The following is a 26,308-nucleotide window of genomic DNA, read 5'->3' as shown; positions in this document are numbered from 1 at the left end:
CGCTTACGCTACATATCGGATATAAAGATTAACAAACGAATATAATCCTTTAATATCCGATTATTAAATGTTTTTTACGTTTGCAGAAACCTTAAATAGCTGTACAAACCTATGTATTTAAACCTGATTGTAGCGAACACGGAACGAAGTGAAGTAAAGCAAAAAGCAGGATTGACATTCCTACGAATTTCGAACCCTGCTTTTCTGATATATTTGGTTCATTGGTATCATTGGTTCAACAGTATTATTGGTTTGGCAACCAACCTACCTAATGAACTAATGACAAGTGAACTATTGAACTAATTAATTCTTCATCATTTTCAAGAACGTTGCCAGTTTAGCTTTCATCTGTCTTCTATCAACAATAAAATCTAAAAAGCCGTGCTCTAATACAAATTCAGAAGTTTGGAAGCCTTTTGGTAAATCTTTTTTTATAGTTTCTTTGATTACACGTGGACCAGCAAAGCCGATTAAGGCACCTGGTTCTGCAATATTAATGTCTCCCAACATAGCATAAGATGCGGTAACACCCCCAGTTGTAGGGTCGGTAAGTAAAGAGATATATGGAATTTTAGCTTGACTTAACAATGCCAGTTTAGCCGAAGTTTTAGCCATTTGCATTAATGAAAATGCAGCTTCCATCATACGGGCACCACCAGATTTAGAAATCATTAAGAATGGCACTTTATTTTTAATGCTATAATCAATAGAACGGGCAATTTTTTCTCCAACTACCGAACCCATAGAACCACCAATAAAAGCAAAATCCATACAAGCTACCATTAATTCTTGACCATCTATTTTACCATGAGCAGCACGAATAGCATCTTTTAAACCAGTTTTTGCTTGACTTTCTACAATTCTATCTGTATAAGGTTTATTGTCGTTAAATTGTAGCGGATCACCAGATGTTAAGTTTGCAAACATTTCTGTAAACTCATTATTGTCAAAAAGAACTTGAAAATATTCTTTAGAACCAATTCTTAAATGATAATCACAATAGTGGCAAACGTATTTGTTTTCTATTAAATCTGCACTGTGAAGTGCTTTTTTACAATTTGGGCACTTATTCCACAAGCCGTCTGGTGCTTCTTTCTTTTCTTCGGTAGTGGTACTGATACCTTTTTTTTCTCTCTTAAACCAAGCCATGTTTACTTTTAAAAATGCGAGTACAAAGAAACGAAAATTTTTTTAACAATAGCACCTGTTTTTGATGAACTGTTTTGTGGCAAATGGTAAAAATAAGCTGTAGTTATTGTAAAAAGTACACTTAGGTAAAAATTGTTGTTTTCTTAATTTTTTTTATAACTTCGGAACATCAAATTTAAATAGAAATGAGTTTAAAAGGCTATAAAGGCGTAATTTACGGAGCAGCCGTTCAGGAATTATTTGAACAGGCTAAAAAACATCAATTTGCATTACCAGCGGTAAATGTTACAGGTACCAATACTATAAATGCGGTAATGGAAACTGCAAAAGCAGTAAACTCACCTGTAATGATCCAACTTTCTAATGGAGGTGCACAGTTTTACGCAGGTAAAACTTTAAATAATGATAACTTAAATGCTTGCGTTTTAGGTGCAGTTTCTGCAGCTAAGCATGTTCATTTATTAGCAGAGCATTATGGTGTTGCTGTAGTTTTACATACAGATCATGCTGCTAAAAAGTTATTGCCTTGGATTGATGGCCTTTTAACACATGGCGAAAAATTCTTTGCAGAAACAGGTAAACCTCTATTTTCATCACACATGTTGGATCTTTCAGAAGAATCTATCGAAGAAAACATGGAAGTTTGTGTTGAATATTTCAAACGCATGAACAAAATGGGAATGACCATTGAAATTGAATTAGGTGTTACCGGTGGGGAAGAAGATGGTGTTGATAATAGTGATGTAGATAGCTCTAAATTATATACTCAACCTAGTGAAGTTGCTTATGCTTACGATGAATTAAGTAAAGTAAGTGATCGTTTTACTATCGCTGCGGCTTTTGGTAACGTGCATGGTGTTTACAAACCAGGTAACGTAAAATTACAGCCAATTATTCTTAAAAATTCTCAAGATTATATCAAAGAAAAATATAGCTTAACTGCAGAGAAACCAATCAATTTTGTGTTTCATGGGGGTTCTGGCTCATCTCAAGAAGAAATTAGAGAAGCTATTTCTTATGGTGCAATTAAAATGAACATTGATACTGATATGCAATGGGCATTTTGGCAAGGTATTTTAGATTATTACAAAAAGAACGAAGCATTTTTGCAAGGTCAAATTGGTAATCCGGATGGAGATGATAAGCCAAATAAAAAATACTATGATCCACGTGTTTGGTTACGTAAAGGCGAAGAAGAATTTGTGAAACGTTTAACTGGCGCTTTTGAAGATTTGAATTGCATTAATGCAAACGATAAATTATAAGTAAGCTATACCAAAATAAAAGGGCTTCATTTTTAAAAATGAAGCCCTTTTTTATAAGTTTTTGTGGTTGATGTATTCTTGCAGTAAATCGCGATAACCATTGCCAACTGGGATTTCTTCTCCAGCAACAACTAATTGGGTTTTTTGAATCGATTCGATTTTATCTAACGCAATAATATATGATTTATGGATGCGGATAAATTTGCTTGCGCCCAATCTTTCCTCTAGGCCCTTTAGCCCTAATCTTGTAATTATTGGTTTTCCTGTAGTTATATGAATTCTCACATAGTCTTTAAGTCCTTCAATAAAGGTAATATCCTGTATTTTTACTTTAATTAATGAATAATTTGCATTTACAAATACGTAATCATTTTCTGGCAAAACTCTCTTCTGTTTGCTCAAATAAAGTTCGTGGGCCTTATTTACTGCCTTTAAGAAACGATTAAATGGGGTTGGTTTAACCAAATAATCTACTACATCTAAATTAAAACCATCTATTGCATATTCCTCATAAGCTGTAACTAGAATAACCATTGGTGGATTTTTGAGTGTTTTTAGTAATTCAAGACCATTAATGCTTGGCATATGTATATCTAAAAAAATCAAGTCAATAACATTTTTCTCTAGTAAGTCAGCTACATGTAAGGGATTACGACAAGTTGCTATTAGATTTAAAAAAGGGATTTGTTTTACATTGTCCTCTAATAATTCTAGCGCAGGTTTCTCATCATCAACTAAAATGCAATTCATTTTATAAGGTAATTTGAAGTATAGCTATAAAAGTATTATCTTTTTGTTGGGTATGGAGTAGGTGCCTACCCTTATAGAGCAATTCTAGCCTTCTTTTAACATTATTTAACCCTATTCCTGAGCTTTTCTCTGGTTTTGTTTCTATTAGTGCTACATTATTGATGACCATCAGCTTCAAAGATGGTTCTTTATCATCTACTTGAATAGAAATATTAATAGTTGGATTTTGAATGTTTCCAATCCCATGCTTAAATGCGTTCTCTATGAAAGGAATAAGTAACATAGGTTCTATGAGCAAATTCTCAAAATTTCCTGTTAACTGAATATTTACATTTACATCGTCCTTAAACCTAATTAATTGCAAATTAACATAGCTTTTTAGATATTCTATTTCATCAGCAAGATTAATCGGTTTGCCATTGGTGTCATAAAGCATGTAACGCATCAACTGAGAGAGATTAATGAGTGATGATTCCAATTCCTCAGATTTTTTTCTTGCCATAGATACCATAGTGTTTAAAATATTAAACATAAAATGAGGGCTGATTTGTGAGGAAAGAAAATCAAGCTCTGTTTTTAGATGGATGTTTTCACGCTCTTTGATTAATTTTTCTCTCCTCACCTTATCTAAATATAATTGATGGCAGAAGCTGGCGACAATTACAAAAAGAAAAGGAAAAATAGACATGATGTTTAATAGGGGTGGTCCAAATTGCCTTTGCCCTTTAGTAAACATTGGATTTTTTGGAAAATCTGGTCTAAAGAGATCTTTGGTGCAAAGATAAATAGCCATACATGCTAGTAATAGGGTAATATAGAACAGTATGCCATTTTTCTTTTCTCTAATGGGATAAATTAAATAACTATGTACATAGAAAATGATGATAAGAAGCGAGTTAGAAACTAACATGCTCTTTAAGTGTTGCTCACGAAACTCTTTTGGAAAGTTATCTGGCCCAGAAAAATAGGGCAAACTAAATACAATAACCCAAAATAGAAGAGGGATAACGATGTTAAAAAACCTCCAGGATTTTAATTTTACCATTCTTAGTTATCGTGTTGCTTATTAATGTTTTACTGATAAACAAACAAGTCTAAAGTATCTGCTCTAAGTCCGGTAAAAATACCTAAACCATTGATAACATTTGTTGATGGATTTGTTAAATTAAGTGAATTTCCACCTATGTTTTTCAAGGCATCATTATATTCTTTATTAATATGAAACAATAATACTTTATGATTACCTGCATAGCTAAAATTCATGGCTTCTGTATTATAGGTAGAAACTTGACCAACCAATACTTCGTTTTTTAACCTTGTATTTCTAGAGATACTGCTTGGATAAGTTTCTATATTTTGAATCGATAACATATAATAATCTGATGTAGCATTTGCCCAGCTATATGTTACAGGTATAAAAGTTGTTGGTGTAGAACCAACTGTCATTGCTGGGACTTCTTGCTGCGTACTTGACGCCTTAAAATTTGCTGGTTTACTTGGTATTGTAGTCTGTGCACTTATCGTTTTATCTAAATAAGAAAAACTTAATGCATAAGTTTTGCTATCCTTAATGAAATTTGCATCTGCATAAGTATAAATGCCAGATTTTGTCTCGGTTAACGAAACATTACTTGTTCCATCAGAAACTTTGAGTGCCAATCCCGTAATGGGGAATCCATAAGATATCGTATCCTCAAGGTATTTCTGATAATATACCTTTACCTGTAAAGCTTGACCAGGTATTAAATAAGCTTCTACAACTGGCCGAGCATAATCTGCAGCTGCATTATCTTTCTGACAAGATGAAAAGCAGTAAACGATAACGATGAATATTAAAGTAAATAGATATTTCAGGTTTTTATTTATTTCCATTTTAAGCTGAGTGTTATGTTAGGTGTAAGCCCTAAATAGTTTACGTTTGATGTGATGACTTGATTGTTTACAATTGAATATTGTTGGTACCATATATTACCTCGGTTATAGGCATTGAAGATGGAGAAGCCAATGCTACCTATCTTACGGCTATCAATTTTAATTAAATCGTACAGTGCAGAAATATCTAACCTGTGGTAGGATGGAAGACGTTGACTGTTTTTATCGCTTATGGTTAAAAATGTCCTTGCATTTCCGCTATAGTCGTTAACGGTATAGCTCGTTAAAGGTGCAGTGTAAGGTTTGCCTGTCGCAAAAATCCAGGTAGCAGAAAATGTCCATCTACCGTAGTGATATAAGTTAACTGACTTTAGCTCGTGTCGAGTATCCTGGCTGGCTGCAAATTCACCACCATAGGCTTCGAAATTATTTTTTGCTTCGGCGAGTGTATAACTTATCCACCCTGTGTATTTACCCTTTGTTTTTTGAATTAGAAATTCGATACCTTTTGTATAACCAGAACCCGTGTAGAAATGCTCCTCTAAAGAAATTCCAGTTCTCCTGTTACCAATTTGTCTTTGCGAATATTCAGATAAGTTATTTAACGTTTTATAATATCCTTCTACATCAATTAAAAATTTATCTGCTTCATAACTAAAACCTGCAATGTAATGGTAAGCCGAACTTACCGGAATAGAAGAGCCATTGGCCAATACCCAAAAATCTCTACTACCAGATAAAATGTCTTCTCTTATTACACGATTGGTAAATTGATAAAACTTGCCCGTGGAGGCTTTTAGCGTAAGTTTATCATTTAAAGTATAAGTTCCAGATAAACGTGGCTCAAAATAGACCTTTCCGGTTTGGTCGTAAATGGTTGATCTAATTCCTGGCTTAATTTGCAAGTTTTTACCGGGACTAAACTCTATTTCGCCATAAAGCCCACCAATATTTGCCTTGGTATGTTGGTCAATTAATTTGCTGGTGTCGTTTTGGCTATACTCGTAAGAGACATCTTGGTTTGAAGCATACACACCAAAAAGTGCTTTTACTTTATCTTTAACTTGCCACTCCCAATCAGATTTCATACTAAAATCTTTCAATCTGTTTTTTTCAAAGGTACCATTGTTTAATTCTGTCTCATTACCAAGTGAGTCTGCAATAGTAACCTTATTGCTATTGTCCCTATTGCTATGGTAAGTAGAGAAACTAGCTAATGTGTTTGAATAGACTTTCGGTGTCCAACGTCTCGACCATTTTAAGCTAGAACCTAAATTGCCATAAGTAGTTTTATCGGTATTGGTAATTTCTCCGCCACTAGAAATAAATGAAGGTAGTTCTATGGTTTTACTATTATCTAAGTTGTCATTTCCTTGATAAACGCTCCATGAAAATCTATTCTTTTGATCGGGAGCATAAGTATATTTAGCATTTAAATCATAAAAAGCTGAAGCTGGTGTAGTTACGGTTTGACTAAAGCCACCTCTTCCACCGCCACCTGGAGGGCCACCCATACCTCCGCTTGGTCCACCTCCGGGACCACCGGTGGTAGAAGTAGTTGTTGTGTTAAATTTATTAAAGATTTTATTATAGAGGGGACCTTCGTAAGAACGCCTATAAGCTAGCAATAAGGTAGATTTATCATTTATAGGTCTTTCTAAATAAAGATTAGCACTTAAAAGGCTAATATCCCCACCAATATTATATTCTTTACTATTACCTTCTTTGCCTACAATATCCGTTACACTAGACAATCGTCCGCCATATTTGCTAGAAAAACCACCTTTGTACATCGTTACATCTTTAACACTATTACTATTAAAAGCACTAAAAAAGCCATAAAGGTGATCTACTTGATAAACCGTAAAGCCATCAAAAAGCACCAAGTTTTGATCTGGTGTTCCGCCTCTTACATAAGCTCCAGAAGAGGATTCATTGCTGCCACTAATACCTGGCATTAACTGGAAAGACCTTAAAATATCTCTTTCTCCAATATTTGGTAATTCATCAAGCTTTGCTGGAGAAATTTGCAACACACTTACCCTACGCTTGTCGGTCGTCATAACACTTTCTCCCTTTTTACCCACAACAATTACTTCATTCAGTGATTTTACAGAAATGAATAATCCGATTACGATTTCTTTTTTTATGTTCTCGCTATTAAGTTCGTAAGTATCTCTTCTGTAGCCAACATAGTTGATTTCTAGCGTACAAGTGTCTGATGGGACGTGCAATATGGTGAAGTAACCATCAGAATTGGTAGATGTACTAATATTGGTATTTCTTACTTTAATAATTGCCGATGGTAATGATTCGCCCGTGTTTTGATCTATTACTTTTCCATTAATGGTAAATGGTTCAACTTTTTTTTGTGGTTTTACATTAATAACCTCAGCGTTCAGTTTTGCATTTAAGATTGGTAGTTCTTTCTTATCCATTTTTGCATGCTGATTGGAGTAAAACAAATTAGAATCTCCAACCAATGCCATTTTTTTAAGCCGAGGCAAGTCTTCAGGCATTTTAATGATATAGATTTCTTGATCAGATTCTACCCAATAGTGAAGGTCGTTGCTTTTAAAGATTTTAGACAATACATTTTTTACAGGTTCTTGATGAAATTGATCTGTAATTTGAATATTCTTGATCATTTCATGGTCGTAGATAAACCTAATCTTGCTTTTTTTTGCGATGGTATCTAACATCGTTTCCATAGGTATGGTAAAGAAACCACTAATAACAGCATCAGTTTTTAATGGTCGCTGGGCGAAGGCGCTAAGGCTCAAGGCGCAGCTCATGCTAAATAATAATAAAATTCTCCTCATATGTGAAGGCAAATTTTAAAAAAGTGCTTGTTAACAAATGTTAATTGCGACAAACGAAGTGTATGAGCCTATGAAATGGAGATTTTTATAGAAGATTTGATTACTATACAATGACTAGGTTTAGTTAAACTTTCTTGTTTGTGATTTGTCATTAGTTATCTCATAACTTTAATTGATATATAGGTTATATTTGATTACCTAAACATTTAGAAATGAAAACGAAAACGGGTGTTAGTCTTTTTGAAAGATTTGCTAATGCGGCAACTAAATTTACTGGCAGTTCGCCAGCTTTTTTAATTGCGGGGGGAGTAGTTGTGTTATGGGCCGCAATGGGCCCTTTATTTGATTATTCTGAAACTTGGCAACTGGTTATCAATACTGGAACTACAATTATTACTTTTTTAATGGTATTTTTAATTCAAAAAGCACAGAATAAAGATGGTAAAGCAATACAGTTGAAATTGAATGAGTTGATTGCGGCACAAGAACATACCAGCAATAGGATGGTTGACATTGAAGACCTATCAGAGGATGAATTAGACCAATTACACAAATATTACGTTAAATTAGCAATGTTAGCCAAGAAAGAAAGTGATATACATTGTTCACATTCTATAGATGCTGCAGAAGAATTAAGTACTGAAAAAGCAAAAAATATTAAACATTATAAAAAACCGAAAAATGGACACACTGCACGTACAAAAAGCGACAACTGAACAAGAATTAGAAAAAGTTTTTGCCATTCGCAAAATTGTCTTTGTTGAAGAGCAGAACTGTCCGCCAGAATTAGAATGGGAAAATGAAGATGTTTCACATCACTTTTTAGCTTTATCAGATCATCAACCGTGCGGTGCTTGTAGGTGGCGTAAAACAGATAAAGGTTATAAACTAGAGCGTTTTGCAGTACTTAAAGAATTTAGAGGCCAAGGGGTTGGAAGAGCTTTAATCGCAACTGCATTAGATGATTTGCCTCCAGATGCCAATTACATTTATCTAAATTCTCAGTTAGATGCCATGAGCTTATATGCCAAATTTGGTTTCATTGCAGAGGGTGACCAATTTGAAGAAGCAGGTATACAGCACTTTAAAATGGTGAAGAAGATTTAATGCTTTTTATGTGATACTAAGTGGTTGAAACTTTGATGATTTCAACTATATAGTTGTAGCTTATTATCTTTTAGTGGTTATAATATCTTTTAATTTTTCTTTATTGTCCTTGTAGGATTCGATTTCACCAATGTTTCCCAATGTGTAGGAAAGTAAAGATTCATTTGGGTTTTCAAGTCTATTTTTTTCTTTGGCCTTAAAATTCCTATAAATATAGACTGGTGTCTTAAAAAGACCCCAAGGGATACCCCACCAACCAAGGAGTGCTGTAGAAAGTATTGCATTATTGTTCTTTTTGTCTAAGCAATCAGGGCAGGCAATTGTTAGTTCAGTTTCGGATGATGTAAAGAAAATAAAACTTTTAACAGTGTGGGAAATTGTTCCGTTTAATTTCTCTTCGTATTTCTCACATATAGGGCATGGTAAATCTCTCAATAGTTTTGAATAGGTTTCAATCTCTTCTACGGAATAATCTTTATTTTGAGCTATTGCACCTTTTAAAATGTCTGGATTGAGGTTTCTTTTATTGATTTCATTTTCGATAATTCCAAAAACTTCAGGACGCAATCCATAAGCATTAGTTGTGGCTATTCTGATAATTTCATTATCAGACATTCTTTCATAGTTTTTTTCAATGTCTTTTATGTCCATATTGTGGATTTATTCCTTTTTATTTAACTCAAATATAAAATTCAATTATTAATTTCCTATTAAAACCTTTGAAGATAAGAACAATGTATTATTTTCATTTCTCAATACTAAATGGCAACAGGCTAGTTATTTTAAAATATACAAAAAAAGCCGTTGATGTTTCTATCAAAGGCTTTTTTAATGAGTTTAGGTTGTTTATTTGGATTTCAGAACAGGGAGTTTGAAATTGTCTAAGGCACTCTTTTCTGCCATTTTCTTTTCTACATCAGCAATGCTTCTTGGTGCAAAACTAGATAGTAATTCATAACCATCTTGGGTAATTAGCACATCATCTTCTATACGTACGGCCATTCCCCACCATTTTTTATCACAATCACTATTTGGAGCGATATAAATACCTGGCTCAATGGTAATCACCATGTTTTTTAGCAATTTGTTAGTAGCGGCTCTATCATGTACATCAAGTCCGATGTGGTGACCTAGCCCATGTGTATAGTACTTTCTATAATCTTTTTTATCCTTAATAATGCCCAATTTGAATAAGCCTTCAGAAATTACTTCATTTGCGGCATTACTAGCTGCTGCGAAAGAAGAACCATCCTTTAAAGTCTTAAATGCAGCTTCTTGAGCATCATAAACAATTTGATAAATCAATTTCTCGTCGGCAGTAAATTTGCCACTTGCTGGTATTGTACGGGTAACATCGGCTGTATAACCATGATATTCTGCCCCAACATCCATTAAAATTAGTGAATTGCCAACTTTGGTTTTTGTATTGGTTACATAATGTAAGATACATCCATTTTCTCCTGCGCCAATAATAGATCCATATCCTACATTTTCCGCACCATATTTTTTATGTACAAATTCATGTAAGCCTTGAATTTCAAATTCACTCATATTTGCATGAGCAGCTTTCATTACCTCATTTTGTCCCTGACAAGAAATCTCTACCGCTTTACGCAACATTGTTGTTTCTTCTGGAGTTTTAATTTCTCTTAACTGACCAGTAAGTTTATAATATGTTCTTCTTGCCGTATTTACATTCGTTGTTTGATCTAAAGAAATATTAGCTTTTCTTAAAAATGAATTAACTAATCCGGCCAAATTAACAGTTTCGCTTTTAGCCATTACCAAATCTGGAGGTAGGCTGTAAATGATATTTGTAAACTTAGAGAGGTCAACTGGGAAATCCTTAAAATCGGATCCATTAAAGGCCATGTTTATGCCTAGTTTTTCTTTTACACCTTCTGTACCCAAACGTTTCCCTGTCCAACTTTCTTGCATCGGATTTCTTTTCTGTACAAAGAAAAGCTCCTTATATGTATTACCTTTATCATCGGTTTGGGCATCTTTAAAAATAAACAAAACAGCATCGGGTTCTTTATATCCGGTAAAATAATAAAGGTCTGGATTTTGGTGATAAAGGTAATCTACATCATTAGAGAAATTACGCATTGGAAATGCAAAAACTGCCATTACTGAGCTTTCTGGCATACTGTTGCGCAATGCTTCTCTTCTATTGGCATGAAATTCTTTTGTAAAATAGTCTTTTGGTTCAAAATCTTGTGCAATCGAAGTATTTGCTATAGATACGACTACCAAAAAGGTAAATAATCTTTTAAACATGGTGGAGAGGTTTATTGATAGATTAAATAATTTGTTTAAATCTAAGATATGTAAATAAGTTCTTTTTAAATGTTGGTATAAAAGATTTTACAATCCTAATCCATCAGCTGTTTTACTTTATTTACCTCTATAGCATAAATTTTTACTTCCAATACTATTACAATGATCTTTAGGTATTGTACTCTGCTTTATGTTTTCAAAATTAATTTGCTGCAAACACACTCGAAGACAATAACATCGCCTCATTCCATTTTTTCATATCCATATTCAAATCTTCGCCTTTGCTTTGAAAAAAAGAGATTAAATCTTCAGTAGCCATATTTCCAGTTAAATCATCAGTGGCCATAGGGCAACCTCCAAAACCTTTTAAAGCACTGTCAAAGCGTTTGCAGCCAGCATTGTAAGCAGCTTCAATTTTTTCTAAACGGGTAAACGGTGTGCTGTGTAAATGAATACCGATTTCTGTTTGTTTAAACTTTTCAATTAGTGCTGGTAAGATGGTTTTAATTTTTTCTGGGGTAGAAACACCTGTAGTGTCTGCCAATGAAAGTATTTTAACTCCTCTGCTCACTAATTCTTCTGCCCACTTTTCTACTATCTCTATATTCCATTCATCGCCATAAGGATTGCCGAAACCCATAGATAAATAAACTACCGCTGTCTTTTGGTTTTTATCGCAAAGATTTAGCATTTCTTCCACAGTTGTTAAAGATTGGGCGATGCTGGAATTTGTATTTCGCTGTTGAAATGTTTCTGAGATAGAGAAGGGAAATCCGAGGTAACTTATCGCGTTGTGTTGAACAGCTTCTTCTACGCCTCTTAAATTAGCTACAATGGCAAGCAATTTAGTAGTTGTATTGCTTAAATCTAATTGCGCTAAAACCTCAGTAGTATCTTTTAATTGCGGAATTGCTTTTGGTGAAACAAAACTTCCAAAATCTATGGTATCAAAACCTACTTGCAATAAGAGACTAATGTATGCTGCTTTTAATTCTGTAGGAATAAAATTATGCAAACCTTGCATGGCATCACGAGGGCATTCTATGAGTTTCATGTTTTTAGTATAGAGAAGTGAGTATTGAGTATTGAGAATAGAGTATTGCGTATTGAGATTTGTAATGTCGCCTAGACAATTGAACCAATGACCAATGAACTAATGAACCAATAATTAATGAACCACTGAACCTTCAGTCTTTGCAACTTCCGTAGTATTAATTGCTTTCCATTTTTCGCCTTTTATAAACGGTCTAATAATTAATCTTGTTCCCCTGTCATAACTAAAATAGCTCCAAACCCAATTTACAAACACGATTAATTTGTTTCTAAAGCCCACTAAGGTCATTAAGTGTACAAACATCCAAGTAAACCAAGCGAATACACCTTGAAAACGGATCTTACCAATATCTACTACCGCTCTATTTCTACCAACAGTTGCCATAGAACCTTTATCAAAATATTTAAAATCTGTTGTAGGTTTTCCTGTTATGATATTAATCAGATTTTTGGCTAACAAAGTTCCTTGTTGTATTGCAGCAGGAGCAACTCCAGGATGACCATTAGGGGTTTCATCGGTAATCATTGCGGCAACATCGCCTATGGCATAAATATTATCGTAACATTCAACTTTATTTATTTTATCTACTTTTAATCGATTTCCTCTAACCGTACATTCTGGTTTTAAACCATCTAAAACAACACCTTTTACGCCGGCACTCCAAATTACCGTTGCTGATGGAATGACTCTGCCATCTAGTAAGGTAATAGCTTTACTATCATATCCTTTTACTCTAGCCTCAGTATAAACAATAACCCCCATTTCTTCTAAAAATTCTTGAGATTTTCTCTGAGCCTGAGGAGACATAGGTCCCAACAATTCAGGGGATCCTTCAATTAAATAAATATTAACGTTGTTGATGTCTATTTCCGAGTAATCGTTTTTTAATACATGCTTTTTTAGCTCAGCTAAAGCACCTGCAGTTTCTACACCAGTTGGTCCGCCACCAACCACTACGAAGTTTAACAACCCGGCTTTGGTTGTAGGATCTTTTGTAATGAGTGATGCTTCTAAATTTTGTAAAATTAAGCTTCGTAAATTCAATGCTTCAGGTATAGATTTCATCGGCATTGCATTTTGTTGTATCTCATCCTGACCGAAGAAATTACTGGTAGAACCAGTTGCAATGATTAGATGATCATAGTTAATTTCACCAATGGAGGTAAGTAACTTATTTTCTTCAGGAATTATCTTTTCTACTTCTGTAACTCTAAAAGTTAGATTTTTTTGTCCTTTAAATATTTTCCTAATTGGAAAAGCTATAGAATCTGCTTCTAAGCCACCTGTAGCAACTTGATAAAGCAAAGGTTGAAAAGTATGATAATTGTGCTTATCTAAAATAACCACTTCTACATTCTCTTTGCTAAGTTTTTTTGCTAACTCAATCCCACCAAAACCGCCACCAACAATTACAATTCTTTGCTTTTTGTTTTCCATAGTAGATAAACTAATGAACCTATCAATTAGTTTAGCAAATATAGTAAGTTATCAAGTCAATAAACATTAAACCAGTTTAAGAAAATGTCGCTTTTTTTAACGCAGAGAGTGCAGAGATTTCCACAGAGAGCATAGAGTAATTTTTTACTTGATTAATTAATAACCGCAAAGACACAAAGAGCGCAAAGAAAACAGAGACACATTGGGTTTAAACCGTATAAACCATTTAAGAAAATATAAGTTCTACTTAGTGCCTCTATGCCTTAGTGGTTTATCTTGCTTAAAGGAAAAATTAATCTTAGCGACCTTTGCTTCTTTGCGGTTGAACTTAAAACACGGCAAATAAAAAAGGGTCCCGAAATTCGAGACCCTTATATTTTTAAAGATTATAATCTTATTTACTTAGTTTTTTTGCTTCGTTTTTAGATAAATCGATTACGATTGGTGTAGAGATACATAGTGATGAATATGTACCAATGATACGCCCAATTAATAAAGCGAAGATAAATCCTCTAATGCTATCTCCACCAAAGATGAAGATTACAATTAGTACGAAGAATACAGTTAACGAAGTTAAAATTGTACGACTTAAAGTGCTGTTTAATGCGAAGTTGATCAATGTATCACGTTCAGCACCATATACATCATCTTTACCTTTTTCTGCTAAACGCTCACGGATACGGTCAAATACAACAACTGTTTCTGTCATGGTATAACCCATTACGGTTAAGATGGCTGCAATAAAGTCTTGTCCGATCTCTAATGGGAAAGGCAATACGCCATCTAATATCGTATAGAAAGATAAAACCAATGCCACATCATGGAATAATGCAATAACCGCGCCTAAACCATATTGCCATTTCCTAAAACGAACTAAGATATAGATAAACATTACCACACATGAGAACAAGATTGCTCCGTAAGCTCCATAGATAATATCACTAGCGATAGTTGGTGTAACTTTTTGAGAACTCTCAATAGTATATTTGGTTCCCAACTCACCTAATCCTTTTCTTAAAGCATTTTCTACAGTTTTATCTGCATTAGGATCTTGGTCATTAATGTGGAAAGGGGTGGTGATTTTTAATGCGTTGTCTGCACCAGCAGTTTTAACCAATGCTTCTTCACCATCAAAGTTTGATGATAATTTTTGAGCCACATCTTCAGTTTTCATTGGTTTGTCAAACGTAACCATGTAGGTTCTACCACCTTTAAAATCTACACCTAGATGTAAACCTCCATTTATAATATAGAAAACTATACCTAAAGCAATAATTGCGGTTGATATTGCATAATAAATTTTTCTACGACCAACGAAGTTGAAAGCAATATTTTTAAATGCATTTCTAGTAACGCTATTGTCGAAAGAGATGTTTACTTTTCTGTTTAACATCGATTCGAAAATTACTCTAGAAATTAAAACAGCTGCGAAGAATGAAGTTACAACACCAACACATAAAGTTACAGCAAAACCACGAACTGGTCCTGTACCGAAGATACCTAAGATGATACCTAAGATCAATAGCGTAACGTTTGAATCGATGATCGAAGACATTGCATGTTTGAAACCTTCTTTAATTGCTGTTCCGGTATTCTTGCCCAAAGCAAGCTCCTCTCGAACACGCTCAAAAATCAGGATGTTTGCATCAACGGACAAACCAATAGTTAGCACGATACCAGCAATACCAGGAAGCGTAAGTACAGCACCAAATGCTGCTAATACACCCATGATGAAAAATAAGTTGATCAATAAGGCAAGGTTAGCAACCCATCCAGCTTTGTTATAATACAAAGCCATGAAAGCTAAAATAACAACAAATGCAATAATGAATGATGCTAAACCACTATCAATTGCTTGTTGACCTAAAGAAGGACCAACAACATAATCTGAAACGATTTTAGCAGGTGCGGGTAATTTACCAGCTTTTAAAATGTTCGCTAAATCTTTAGTGTCTTCTGGAGTGAAACTGCCTGAGATTGATGAAACACCATTTGGAATTTCGTTTTGTACAGTAGGAGCAGAGTAAACTGTATTATCTAAAACAATGGCAATTGCTTTTTTATTATTAGCATCTGCAGAGGCATCTGCAGTAATTTTTTTCCACTTAGTAGCACCATCAGAAGTCATATACATAGTAACTTCTGGTCTGTTATTTTGATCGAATGAATCACGAGCATTTGCTACAGCTTCACCACCTAAATCTGGCTTACCATCTAATGAAGTTGCTTTAATTGCATACAATTCAAAAACCTTGGTTTTATCCATTGGCTTAAGGCTCCACATAAATTTAAGTGTGCCTGGAATTAACGATCTAATATCTGCTCTTGCAAAATATGCATTAACTTTAGCAGTATCTTTTTGCAACACCCAACCCACAACAGGACCTGGACGTAATGCTTGTTGTCCGTTTTCTGCGGTGTAAGTAGGGATACTTAGTACTGCATACAATGGATTTTTCTTAGCAGCTTCTGCTGTTTTAGCAGTTGCTGAAGTATCTTTTCCTTTTGTTCCTTTAACAATGTCTGCTAATTTACCAGCACCAGCTTTAGCAGTATCTGTTGGCTTAGCCGCTGTTGTAGCAACAGCCGTTGTGTCCTTTACGGTTAAAGCTAATGTTTTGTTAATGTTCTCTAAAATACCAACAACTTCTTCGTTTTGGTAAACTTGCCAAAATTGTAATTCAGCAGAACCTTGTAATAACTTACGCACACGCTCTTTGTCTTGCACACCTGGCATCTCAATAAAGATTCTGTTAGAACCTTCTTGTTTTTGCATGTTTGGACTAACCATACCAAAACCATCAATACGACTACGTAAAATGGTAAATGAACGGTCTATAGCGCTAGTAGCTTCTTTAGATAAATAACTTTTCACTTCAGCATTGCTTGCGTTAGCTTTTAATAATGCTGTATTATCTTGATTAGCAAAAAAGTCAGCTAATTTTCCGTTTGGTGCAAGTTTCTCATATTCATTTACAAATGAAGCGATAAAATCTTTTCCACCAGCATTCATTTGAGTTTGTGCATTTGCTAATGCTTGGTTAAAAGTAGCATCATTTGTATTGTTGGCTAAAGATTTGGTTAGCTCAGCTAATGAAATCTCCATTGTAACGTTCATACCGCCTTTTAAGTCAAGGCCAAGGTTAATTTCTTTACCTTTAACTTGTTGGTAAGTTAAGCCTAATACTGGATAAACTGGCACACTCGCCATTGAATCTAAATAAGCTTTTTCTTTAACTACATCACCTTTGGCAAACGCTTTCGCGTCTTTTTCTACATTGTATGTAACCAAATTAAATGATAGTGAATACAGACAGACAATACCTAATAGTATCGCCATAAATTTAATAAAACCTTTACCTTGCATTTTTTGTTATGTAATTATTTTCTATAGTGCTGTTTTTAAACAAGTCGGCAAATCTAATTATTTTTTTAAATAATAGGACTTGTTATTTTACTTTTATTAAGGAAGTTGAATTATATACGTTCCAACGTTGAAAAAGTGTAAGCTACACTATTTTTTTCATCTGCCGGATGATACTCATTGAATACTTCTTTCCATTCATTCATTTTTAGTTCTGGAAAAAAAGCATCAGCTTCATAAGTTTGATGAACTGTTGTAAGGTATATTCTATTTGTAAGTTCTAGTGCATGTTTATAAATTTCGGCACCGCCTATAATAAATACTTCATTTTCTTTTGCACATAATGAAATGGCGTCCTCTAAATTATTTACAACCTCTACATTTGGAATTTCTAAACTTGCAGAACGGGTAATCACAATATTTCTTCTGTTTGGTAAGGGTCTACCAATAGAGTCATAAGTTTTTCGCCCCATAAGAATAGGATGTCCAGTTGTAATTTCCTTAAAATGTTTTAAATCGGCAGGTAAATGCCATAACAATTTGTTGTCTTTGCCAATGGCATTGTTTTCTGAGATGGCTACGATTAGGGATAATTTGTTCATTAGTTCAATAGTTCATTAGGTATGCAAGGTTGGATAGAGTGGTTCATTGGTTCAATTGTTCATTAGGTATGCAAGGTTGGATAGAGTGGTTCATTGGTTCAATTGTTCATTAGGTATGCAGGTTCTGATAGAATGGTTCATTGGTTACAGAGTACAATAACTAAGTAGTATTTTTTCCGATGTATTTAATGTATGCATTAAGTTTAATATGAATAAGCTCTAATTTATTAAATAAACTCTCATAACCTTCACTGGTAACCAGGCTTCTATGTTTCATTTTTCTGAGAAACGACTTGGTTTCTAAAATTGAACCTCTACTATAATAGCAAAAGTTTTTGTTTTCCTTAAAATGATAACGTCCATATCCTTCGGCAATATTTGCGCTTATTGAATCAGCACATCTACAAACTTGTTTGCCAACGGTATCTTTTGCGAAAAAATCCCATTGAACTACAATATCCCAAATTTCATTTGCAAAATCTTCTGCAAGTAGGTACACTTCTAAATCTTCAATTCTATTGTAGCTCATTTTTTAATGTTTAAATCTTTTCGGGATGATTTAAACTTCTCAAGCGACCTATGCTATGAAACTATGCCTAATGAACTAATGAGGCCAATGAACAAATTTATACCGCCACTGCCCCTTTAATATGTGGATGTGGGTCGTAATTCTCTAACGTGAAATCTTCAAACTTATAATCAAAAATATCTTTTACCTCTGGGTTTATTTTCATGGTTGGTAAAGCCTTGGTGTCTCTACTTAATTGCAGTTTTGCTTGTTCGATATGGTTATTGTATAAATGTGCATCGCCAAGCGTATGGATAAAATCGCCATACTGCAAACCACAAACTTGAGCAACCATCATGGTTAACAATGCATAAGAGGCAATGTTAAATGGTACACCTAAAAATATATCTGCACTGCGTTGGTACAATTGACAGCTTAATTTACCATCTGCTACATAGAATTGAAAAAATGCATGACAAGGAGGTAATGCCATATTCTCTATTTCGGCAACATTCCAAGCAGAAACAATAATCCTTCTAGAATCTGGATTATTCTTAATGGTATTGATGATTTGAGTAATCTGATCAATCTTTTCACCATCTGGTTTCGGCCAAGATCTCCATTGTGAACCATAAACAGGGCCTAAATTCCCATTTTCATCAGCCCATTCATCCCAAATTTTAACACCGTTATCTTTTAAGTATTTGATATTCGTATCACCACTTAAAAACCAAATCAACTCATGGATAATAGACTTAAGGTGCAATTTTTTTGTGGTTACCATTGGGAAACCTTCTTGCAAATTAAAACGCATTTGGTAACCAAAAACGCTAATTGTTCCAGTGCCGGTGCGGTCATGTTTTTGAGTGCCATAATCAAGCACATGTTGCATTAAATCTAAATATTGTTTCATACCCCAAACCCCTAAAAGGGCTTTTAAAATGTTTGATGCAAAGCTAAAGCTTAACTATGTAATTTCTTAGCTGTTTAAAAAAAATAATTTGAGGCCTAAACGGTTGGCATTTTATAACCATTATGATATGCTGCGGCAAGGTATTTATTGGCTTCTCCATCAGTAAATTTATTCTTTTCAGCATCCCAATATATTTTTTTGCCAACTTTATAAGCAATGTTGCCCATTTGACAAATTTTTGCAATATGAGAACCGGCCTCAATTGGTGCGTTTAGGTCTTCAAACTTTCTAGATTGTATAACATCTAAGAAATTGCTGGTGTGTTTTTCCAAGCCATTATCAACAGATTTCTGAAGCTCTATACGTTCAATTTTGTCTTTTCCATTTGTTTTTTCTGGGATTACCTCCCAGCCTTGTCTATTTACGACTAATGTGCCGTTGTTACCTATAAAGGCAACACCGTGGTTTCTATTATATGGACCGCCATCAATTCCGGTAGCATGTTCCCATTGTAAGTTAAAATCCTTAAACTGAAATATGGTAGTTAAAGTATCGGGTGTTTCAGAAGCATCATCAGGATTTGCAAACTTACCTCCAGAAGCAACAACGCTTATTGGAGTTTGTGCTTTCATACCAATTAGACCAAAATCAATCATGTGTACCCCCCAATCTGTCATTAAACCACCTGCATAATCCCAAAACCATCTAAATTCAAAATGGAAACGGTTTTTGTTAAATGGCCTTTTAGTTGCAGGCCCAAGCCAAGCAGCATAATCAACACCATCGGGCACAGCTGAGTCAGCTACAACAGGTATGGCCTTCATCCATCCTTGGTATGCCCAAGCTTTTACCAGACGTACATTGCCCAACTTACCAGAGTGAACATAAGCCATGGCATCAGCAAAATGTTTTTGGCTACGTTGCCATTGTCCAACTTGTACTGCTTTGTTGTATTTTTTTTGAGCGGCAACCATGATATTACATTCATGAATTGAATTACCTACAGGTTTTTCTACATACACATCTTTGCCAGCAGCAAGTGCATCAACCATCATTTTACAATGCCAATGGTCTGGCGTGCCAATTACTATCGCGTCAATATCTTTGTTCTCTAATATCGTTTTAAAGTCTGAAGCTGTTGTTACATTTATATTTCTTTTCGCTAATTCAGCAGTTCTTTTATTCAAAACATTCTTGTCAACATCACAAATCGCAACACATTGAGCTCTCGAATCTTTTAACAAAGCATTTAAATTAGACCAACCCATTCCGTTTACACCGATCACAGCAAAACGAACTTTATCTGCTAGGGTAGCCGATGCAAGTAAATCTAAAGGCATAACTGAAGCTAGGCCGGTGCTTGCTAATAAAATGGAGCTAGATTGGATGAAGTTTCTACGTTTCATTGTTTTTAGGTTAGGATTTATAATGGTTCGTTCTTTACAATAGCGAACACAATATAATAAATCATTCTATCTAAATAGCAAAAGCATTAAAAATAAACGTTAACTAAACGATTGTTTTTGTTAGTCATAGATAATAGAACTCATGTATGTCTAAACATTGTTCTAAACTTTTCTATACCATAAAATTGAATTAGATTTGGAACAACTAAGCAGATTAATATGTTAAGAAAACTACTTTCGTTTTTGGTTCTCTTTTTTGTAGCCTTTCAAGGTTCTGGGCAGTCTCTACAAGCGCTAAAACTTTCTGATGCAGCAATTGCCTTAACAAAGCAAAAAGTGGTTTACGACCCTGCTTATTTTAAAATACCTTATCCAAACGGAGATGTTCCTGCTGGCAAAGGAGTTTGCACCGATGTAGTGATTAGAGCCTATAGAACCTTGGGGATAGATTTGCAAAAGAATGTTCATGAAGATATGAAGCCAAATTTCAGTTTATACCCAAAAAATTGGAGCAGAAAAACAACTGATAGAAATATAGATCACAGAAGAGTTTATAATTTAATGGTTTTCTTTAAGCGTAAGGGAGCAGTTAAACCATCGACACGAAATGGGGAGGATTATAAACCCGGAGATATTGTTTGCTGGAATTTAAGTGGTAATATCTCACACATTGGTTTGGTAGTTAATAAAAAATCTGCTGATGGGAAACGTTTTCTAATTGTGCATAACATTGGTGGTGGTCAAGTTTTGGCAGATTGTCTTTTTTCATGGAAAATTATTGGTCACTATCAATACAAAGTGTAAGGACATAACGGGTTTAACATAGGGTTTGAAAAACTTAATACTTTTTGTTCTAGCTCTTTCTTGCTTTAGTTCTGCCCAATTTAAAATTCTACAATACAAGATTTAGCTAACTGAAATCGTAATTTCGCCAATCCAATCCTTCGACTAAGCTCAGGGTGACATAATAAATTAAAAAATGCTTGCTTTTGCTAACGCTAAAATAAATCTAGGACTATTCTTAACAGAGAAACGAAGTGATGGATACCATAACTTAGAAACTGTTTTTTATCCTGTTAACCTGTATGATGTTGTTGAGCTAATTGACGCAGCTGAAACTAGTTGTATAATCAAAGGAATTCATATTCCAGGCAATGTCGATGATAATATTTGTTTGAAGGCATTTAAAATCTTGCAAAGCGATTTCAATTTACCACATCAAAAAATCGTGTTACTTAAAAACATTCCAGTTGGCGCTGGTTTAGGCGGAGGTTCTGCAGATGCTGCATTCCTCATCAAATTGGTAAATGAAAAATTCAAATTAGACTTGTCGGTTGCCAAAATGCAAGAATATGCAAAGGCTTTAGGGGCCGATTGTGCGTTCTTTATTGAAAATAAACCTGCTTTTGCATTCGCCAAAGGTGATGAATTTGCAGATATTAAAATAGACTTGTCTGCCTATTATATCGTGCTGGTAAAACCTGAGATCCATGTTTCTACAGCTGAGGCTTATAGCAAAGTAAATGTAAAACATCCTAGTACATCCCTAAAAGAATTGATACATTTGCCTTTAAGCGAGTGGAAAGCTAATATTGTAAACGATTTTGAAACTTCAGTTTTTGTAAAATATCCACAAATTGACGAAATAAAAACAAAGCTTTATGCTGCAGGAGCTATTTTTGCACTTATGAGTGGTAGCGGATCTTCCGTATATGCCATTTTTGAAAAAGCAGTTAAACTACCTGAATTGGAAAAAGATAATATGGTTTTTTACGGATTATAAAAACATTACCATCTAAGACAGCTAAGGAAATCTAATAAATTGAGGTTTGGATTGCTTAAATAATGAAATAAAGGAGAAATATTCAAGGGGAAGAATTGCTTACTAGTTTTGTATGCTTCGTTTCCTTCTACTTGAAAAAACTAAGCTGTTCTAAGATTTCTTAGATGGTGAAAAACATAAATAATGGAAATAAATCTAATCCGCAAAAGCGGGAAATTTAATTTTGAAGCTAGTAACGAAGGTGGTTTTACTGTTGAGCTAGATGCAAATCCAGCAATTGGCGGTGAAGGTAAAGGCTTTAGGCCAATGGAAACACTACTGATTGGTTTGGGTGGTTGTAGTGGGATTGATATGGTTAATATATTGACCAAGCAAAAAGAAGATCTAGTTGATATTAAAATCAACATTAACGCTGCAAGAAGAACTGAAGAACCATCTATTTTTGAAGAAATTAATATTCAGTTTAACCTAACCGGAAATTTGAATGAACAAAAAGTAGAACGTGCCTTGGCTTTAACTTTCGATAAATACTGCTCAGTTGCAAATATCTTAGGTCGTTCTACAAAAATTAACTTTACCTATACAATAAACAAATAGTAACAAGTGGCAGTATCGAGTAGCAAGATGAATTCTTATTACTCAATACCTAAATCTTGATACTTTATACTCATATCTAGATACCCAATAAAATGTCCGAAAATTTTGAAACCATTGCTATCCGTACCCAAACAGAAAGAAGTAGCCACAAAGAACATTCTACAGCTATTTATCTAACTTCAAGTTATAAATTTGACGATGCAGAAGAAATGCGTGCCTTATTTGCAAATGAAAAGGAGGGGAATGTATACAGCCGCTATTCTAATCCAAACACATCTGAATTTATAGAGAAAATGTGTTTATTGGAGGGCGCAGAAGACGGATTTGCAACTGCAACAGGTATGGCTTCTATTTTCACCACGTTTGGGGCCTTCCTTAAAAGTGGCGACCATATTGTTTCAAGTCGTTCAGTTTTTGGTTCAACTCATCAGTTGTTAACCAATGTTTTCTCAAAATGGGGTGTTACTTTCGATTATGCAGATTTAGATAAACCACAAGATTGGGAAGGTTTAATTAAACTTAATACTAAAATCATTTTTGTAGAAACTCCTTCCAACCCGGGTATTGATATTATTGATTTAGAATTTTTAGCTGGTTTAGCTAAAAAACATAACGTTTTATTTGTAGTTGACAATTGTTTTGCAACGCCATATCTGCAACAGCCAATTAAATTAGGTGCACATATTTCTATTCATTCGGCAACAAAATATATTGATGGGCAAGGACGTGTGCTTGGGGGTATCATTTTAGGTAGTAAAGATTTAATTACCGAAGTAATGAACTTTGCTCGTCACAGCGGTCCATCTTTATCGCCTTTTAACGCTTGGATATTATCTAAAAGTTTAGAGACATTGGCAGTTCGTATGGATCGTCATTGTGAAAATGCCCTAAAGGTTGCCGAATATTTAGAAGGTCACGAACAAGTTAAATTAGTGAAGTACCCATTTTTAAAATCTCACCCTCAATATGAAATTGCTAAAAAGCAAATGAAACAGGGTGGAGGAATTGTTACTGTTGTTGTTAAAAATGGAGTAGAAGGCGCCCGTAAATTCATGGATGGATTGAAAATGTTTTCTATTTCTGCAAACTTGGCAGATACACGTTCAATTGCTACTCACCCAGCAACAAGTACGCACTCGAAACTTACCGAAGAACAACGTTTAGAAGTTGGAATTGAGCAAGGAACCGTTCGTTTATCAATTGGTTTAGAACATATTGATGATATCTTGAAAGATATTGAAGGGGCTTTAAATAGCTAAACATACTTGGTCTTAGCGTCTCGCTAAGACCAAAATTCTAAGCCTTGATAATTGATAAGTCTTAGCGAGACGCTAAGACTAGATATCTACGCTTTTAAATTTGCGAACATCTGTGAGAAATTTTTAATTTTTTGACAGCTTCTTAGTTTTTTGCCTGGATGTAGAGTCCTTTTGTGATTTTGAAACTAAAATATTAAGTTTACAATCATTAGGAGTATATTTAGTTATAATACTATTATAATCAACCCATTTAAAATGCGGCTTCCGCTCTCTCTATTTCTATGCATTTTTCTCTGTAGCTTTAAAGTTAAAGCACAAAGTAAATTGATAGTCCCATATATAAAAGCTTGGGAGGTTTCCGATACTTCTCAAACCCACGAGGCAGAAAAAACCTATAGTTTATTAAAAAGTAAGAGAGATGTAAACGAATACCATCAAATCATCAATCAGATGTACGCCTATTTAAAAGATAATCCAGATGATAGGTTATGGATTAGAACCACAATGTTTGATGTTTATGGAAGAATTGAACTTGGCGTTTGGAAATCATCAGAATTCGCAAAAGGAGGCCCATTATTAATTAAGTGCATAAAAATAGCCAGCAAACTAAAGGATGACCAGTTAATGGCAGAGCTATATGCACAGTATGCAGAATTATCACCTTATGCAAGTAGCTATGTATTATATAATTTAAAAGCCATTGAGTTACAGAAAAAGATAGGCGTTTCCCATTTTGTTTATGTGGCCAATCGTTACTATAATGTTAGTCTTGGCTTATATTTAAATGAAGATTATAAGCAAAGCATTAACTATGGACGTAAATTTTTATCTTTCGATAGCAAAGAAAAAAATGGCACTGACCCAAACTTGCATATTTTGCAAATAGACATAATTGGTGCTGCTTATTTTAGATTGGGCAATATAGACGACTCAAAGTATTATTATCAAAAATTATTAGATACCTTAATTAAAAAACCTCATACAGAGCTAGATAACCAACAATTATGGATAGCTATTGCAAAAGGCAATATTGGCAGGATTTTAGCCTTGCAAAATCAAGAAGATAAAGCCATACCATTAATAAAAGAGCACTTGGAAACCAGTTTAAGGTTAAAATCTTTTAATAATGTGGCAATAGCCGAAAACAACTTGGGCAACATATATTTAAAAAACAAAGCTTATGGCAAAGCATTAAATGAATTTAAAAACGCCTATCGCTATGCCATAAAATCTAACTTGTTAAAAGAAAAGGCTTTGGCCTCTAAAGGTATAGCAGATGTATTTAAGGTAACTAAAGAAATAGATAGTGCATTTGCATATTATGCGCTACACCAAAAATACCGCGATAGCTTAACAGAAAATGTAAATAACGGTAAATTATCTGCAATTAATGCCAGTATAGCTTTTGATGATATGCAAGATAATCTGCAAGAAGCAAACAATACAATCAGTAACCAACGTTTAACCAGAAATTTTATATTAATAGCCATTGTACTTTTAACTGTGATATCGTTGTTGTTTTACAACCGTAAAATGTTGCAACAAAAACATTTAGCAGAAACATTAGCGCGCAAACAAAAACTGGCCGAACAAGAAGCAAATCAAGCAAAAGAGCAAATACTAAGCTTTACAGAAAATATTATTGAAAAAGAAAATCTAATTTTTAACCTACAAAAACAATTGGCTGATGGTTATGAACAATTGAATGAAAGTCTATTAAGATACACACTCGTAACCGATACGGAATGGGAAAAATTTAGGTTGGAGTTTTCAAAAGCTTATCCTGATTTTTTACCATCACTGCAAAAAGTGTTGCCCTCTATTAGCCCAGCAGAAGAACGCTTAGCCACACTTTTATGCTTAAAACTAACCACTAATCAAATTGCAAATACTTTAGGTATCAGCAAAGATAGTGTAGGTAGGAGCAAGCGCAGGTTAAAACAAAGATTAAGTCTAGGTACCGAAAGCGTACTAGAAGACTTTATTTGTAGGTTGGTTTAAGACACCTAAAACTGTAAGTTGAAAATTGTGTGCTGATTTTTTTGAAAAGCAGAGACAGTAATTCTTCGTTTGTTTCAGTCACGCTATCCGCTAAATCTTTTACCCCTAAAGGGACTTGGTGAAAAGGATACCGCTACTA

The 26,308-nt window shown here is 34.3% G+C and carries 22 protein-coding genes; 8 read left to right on the top strand and 14 right to left on the bottom strand.

The genetic code is table 11. The features are described 5' to 3' along the window. Positions 1–303: 303 nt before the first annotated feature. On the bottom strand, positions 304–1,149 hold the full coding sequence (gene accD / locus FA048_RS11565) for an acetyl-CoA carboxylase, carboxyltransferase subunit beta (RefSeq protein WP_136840989.1): 846 nt from the start codon (positions 1,147–1,149) through the stop codon (positions 304–306). 185 nt (positions 1,150–1,334) lie between these two features. Between accD and fbaA the strand changes: the two genes are divergently transcribed. Continuing rightward, positions 1,335–2,414: a class II fructose-bisphosphate aldolase gene (gene fbaA / locus FA048_RS11560; RefSeq protein WP_136840987.1), complete on the top strand. Its 1,080-nt coding sequence runs from the start codon at positions 1,335–1,337 to the stop codon at positions 2,412–2,414. A gap of 51 nt (positions 2,415–2,465) precedes the next feature. Here the strand turns inward: fbaA and FA048_RS11555 are convergent, their stop codons facing one another. Genes FA048_RS11555 through FA048_RS11540 form a run of 4 tightly spaced genes read right to left on the bottom strand, consistent with a single transcriptional unit; the run spans position 2,466 to position 7,858 of the window. Next, complete coding sequence (locus tag FA048_RS11555; RefSeq protein WP_136840984.1) at positions 2,466–3,164, bottom strand: LytR/AlgR family response regulator transcription factor; 699 nt, start codon at positions 3,162–3,164, stop codon at positions 2,466–2,468. A 1-nt stretch (position 3,165) separates the two neighbouring features. After that, positions 3,166–4,209, bottom strand: coding sequence for a sensor histidine kinase (locus tag FA048_RS11550; protein ID WP_136840982.1), 1,044 nt, complete (start codon positions 4,207–4,209; stop codon positions 3,166–3,168). A 29-nt stretch (positions 4,210–4,238) separates the two neighbouring features. Next, the gene (locus tag FA048_RS11545) at positions 4,239–5,036 is read right to left on the bottom strand and encodes a DUF4249 family protein (RefSeq protein WP_136840980.1); all 798 of its coding nucleotides are present in this window, start codon (positions 5,034–5,036) and stop codon (positions 4,239–4,241) included. Then, positions 5,027–7,858, bottom strand: a complete 2,832-nt coding sequence (locus tag FA048_RS11540; protein ID WP_136840978.1) for a TonB-dependent receptor — start codon at positions 7,856–7,858, stop codon at positions 5,027–5,029. The genes FA048_RS11545 and FA048_RS11540 overlap by 10 nt, the downstream gene beginning before the upstream one ends. A 212-nt stretch (positions 7,859–8,070) precedes the next feature. Between FA048_RS11540 and FA048_RS11535 the strand changes: the two genes are divergently transcribed. Further along, the gene (locus FA048_RS11535; protein ID WP_136840976.1) at positions 8,071–8,574 is read left to right on the top strand and encodes a low affinity iron permease family protein; all 504 of its coding nucleotides are present in this window, start codon (positions 8,071–8,073) and stop codon (positions 8,572–8,574) included. Beyond that, on the top strand, positions 8,540–8,965 hold the full coding sequence (locus FA048_RS11530) for a GNAT family N-acetyltransferase (protein ID WP_136840974.1): 426 nt from the start codon (positions 8,540–8,542) through the stop codon (positions 8,963–8,965). The genes FA048_RS11535 and FA048_RS11530 overlap by 35 nt, the downstream gene beginning before the upstream one ends. Positions 8,966–9,028: 63 nt before the next feature. Here the strand turns inward: FA048_RS11530 and FA048_RS11525 are convergent, their stop codons facing one another. The 9 genes from FA048_RS11525 to FA048_RS11485 all read right to left on the bottom strand — a co-directional run bounded on the left by FA048_RS11525 (position 9,029) and on the right by FA048_RS11485 (position 20,529). Beyond that, positions 9,029–9,616, bottom strand: coding sequence for a hypothetical protein (locus FA048_RS11525; RefSeq protein WP_136840972.1), 588 nt, complete (start codon positions 9,614–9,616; stop codon positions 9,029–9,031). Positions 9,617–9,811: 195 nt separating this feature from the next. Further along, positions 9,812–11,245: an aminopeptidase P N-terminal domain-containing protein gene (locus tag FA048_RS11520; protein WP_136840970.1), complete on the bottom strand. Its 1,434-nt coding sequence runs from the start codon at positions 11,243–11,245 to the stop codon at positions 9,812–9,814. Between the two features lie 202 nt (positions 11,246–11,447). Continuing rightward, the gene (locus FA048_RS11515; protein WP_136840968.1) at positions 11,448–12,299 is read right to left on the bottom strand and encodes a hydroxymethylglutaryl-CoA lyase; all 852 of its coding nucleotides are present in this window, start codon (positions 12,297–12,299) and stop codon (positions 11,448–11,450) included. A 114-nt stretch (positions 12,300–12,413) separates the two neighbouring features. After that, positions 12,414–13,736 carry an NAD(P)/FAD-dependent oxidoreductase gene (locus tag FA048_RS11510; protein WP_136840966.1) on the bottom strand — a complete coding sequence of 441 codons (1,323 nt, stop codon included), beginning with the start codon at positions 13,734–13,736 and terminating at the stop codon, positions 12,414–12,416. Positions 13,737–14,130: 394 nt separating this feature from the next. Continuing rightward, entirely contained in the window at positions 14,131–17,103 is a 2,973-nt protein-coding gene (gene secDF / locus FA048_RS11505) for a protein translocase subunit SecDF (RefSeq protein ID WP_136840964.1), read from the bottom strand. 110 nt (positions 17,104–17,213) lie between these two features. After that, on the bottom strand, positions 17,214–17,702 hold the full coding sequence (locus FA048_RS11500; protein ID WP_136840962.1) for a dihydrofolate reductase: 489 nt from the start codon (positions 17,700–17,702) through the stop codon (positions 17,214–17,216). 160 nt (positions 17,703–17,862) lie between these two features. Beyond that, the gene (locus FA048_RS11495) at positions 17,863–18,231 is read right to left on the bottom strand and encodes a four helix bundle protein (RefSeq protein ID WP_136840960.1); all 369 of its coding nucleotides are present in this window, start codon (positions 18,229–18,231) and stop codon (positions 17,863–17,865) included. Positions 18,232–18,328: 97 nt separating this feature from the next. Then, positions 18,329–19,123 carry a thymidylate synthase gene (locus FA048_RS11490; RefSeq protein WP_136840958.1) on the bottom strand — a complete coding sequence of 265 codons (795 nt, stop codon included), beginning with the start codon at positions 19,121–19,123 and terminating at the stop codon, positions 18,329–18,331. Between the two features lie 95 nt (positions 19,124–19,218). Beyond that, the gene (locus FA048_RS11485; RefSeq protein WP_136840956.1) at positions 19,219–20,529 is read right to left on the bottom strand and encodes a Gfo/Idh/MocA family protein; all 1,311 of its coding nucleotides are present in this window, start codon (positions 20,527–20,529) and stop codon (positions 19,219–19,221) included. Positions 20,530–20,748: 219 nt separating this feature from the next. Here FA048_RS11485 and FA048_RS11480 point away from each other — a divergent pair, with 219 nt between their 5' ends. From FA048_RS11480 to FA048_RS11460, 5 genes are all read left to right on the top strand, one after another. Further along, positions 20,749–21,333: a DUF1287 domain-containing protein gene (locus tag FA048_RS11480; protein WP_136840954.1), complete on the top strand. Its 585-nt coding sequence runs from the start codon at positions 20,749–20,751 to the stop codon at positions 21,331–21,333. Between the two features lie 175 nt (positions 21,334–21,508). Then, positions 21,509–22,312, top strand: a complete 804-nt coding sequence (gene ispE, locus FA048_RS11475; RefSeq protein WP_136840952.1) for a 4-(cytidine 5'-diphospho)-2-C-methyl-D-erythritol kinase — start codon at positions 21,509–21,511, stop codon at positions 22,310–22,312. A 183-nt stretch (positions 22,313–22,495) separates the two neighbouring features. Then, positions 22,496–22,909, top strand: coding sequence for an OsmC family protein (locus FA048_RS11470; RefSeq protein ID WP_136840950.1), 414 nt, complete (start codon positions 22,496–22,498; stop codon positions 22,907–22,909). A gap of 92 nt (positions 22,910–23,001) precedes the next feature. After that, on the top strand, positions 23,002–24,168 hold the full coding sequence (locus FA048_RS11465) for a trans-sulfuration enzyme family protein (RefSeq protein ID WP_136840948.1): 1,167 nt from the start codon (positions 23,002–23,004) through the stop codon (positions 24,166–24,168). A 255-nt stretch (positions 24,169–24,423) separates the two neighbouring features. Further along, positions 24,424–26,169 carry a tetratricopeptide repeat protein gene (locus FA048_RS11460; RefSeq protein ID WP_136840946.1) on the top strand — a complete coding sequence of 582 codons (1,746 nt, stop codon included), beginning with the start codon at positions 24,424–24,426 and terminating at the stop codon, positions 26,167–26,169. Positions 26,170–26,308 lie beyond the last annotated feature (139 nt).

This window comes from Pedobacter polaris (genome assembly GCF_005116505.1).
In the GTDB taxonomy this organism is placed as follows: Bacteria; Bacteroidota; Bacteroidia; order Sphingobacteriales; family Sphingobacteriaceae; genus Pedobacter; species Pedobacter polaris.
This window is presented reverse-complemented; position numbering and strand designations above follow the sequence as displayed.